The 655-nt window shown below is 65.5% G+C and carries 1 protein-coding gene; it reads left to right on the forward strand.

The window, feature by feature from the left end:
- Positions 1-50: 50 nt before the first annotated feature.
- On the forward strand, positions 51-655 hold a 605-nt coding region (locus A9W96_RS05490; protein ID WP_156765121.1), incomplete at its 3' end, for an MCE family protein.

Below are 655 nucleotides of genomic sequence, written 5' to 3' on the forward strand. Positions count from 1 at the left end.
AACCCGAATGACGCACCGGGTGGACCGCTGGTGGAAAGGGGGGACAGGAATTGCTGACTCCCTTCATCCGACGCCAGCTGATCGCCTTCGGGATCCTGACCGTCATCTCGCTGCTCGTGCTGGGGATCTACTACCTGCAGATCCCCAGCCTGGTGGGCATCGGCCGCTACACGCTCAAGGCCGACCTGCCGGCCTCGGGCGGGCTGTATCCCACGGCCAACGTCACCTACCGCGGCATCACCATTGGCAAGGTCACCGACGTCGAGCCGACCGAGCACGGCGCCAAGGCGACGATGAGCATCGACAGTCGCTACAAGATCCCGATCGATGCGACGGCCAACGTGCACTCCGTGTCGGCGGTCGGTGAGCAGTACCTGGACCTGACCTCGAGCGGCAACCCCGGCAAGTACCTGGCGGAAGGACAGACGATCACGAAGGGCACCGTGCCCGCCGAGATCGGGCCGGCCCTGGACACGGCGAACCGCGGCCTGTCGGTGCTGCCCAAGGACAAGATCGGCAAGCTCCTCGACGAGACGGCGCAGTCCGTCGGCGGGTTGGGTCCCAACCTGCAGCGGTTGGTCGACGCCACCCAGGCGATCGTCGGCGACTTCAAGAACCAGATCACCGACGTCAACGACATCATCCAGAACTCCGG

The sequence above is a fragment of the Mycobacterium sp. 1245852.3 genome, from assembly GCF_001669335.1.
Lineage (GTDB): Bacteria > Actinomycetota > Actinomycetes > Mycobacteriales > Mycobacteriaceae > Mycobacterium > Mycobacterium europaeum_A.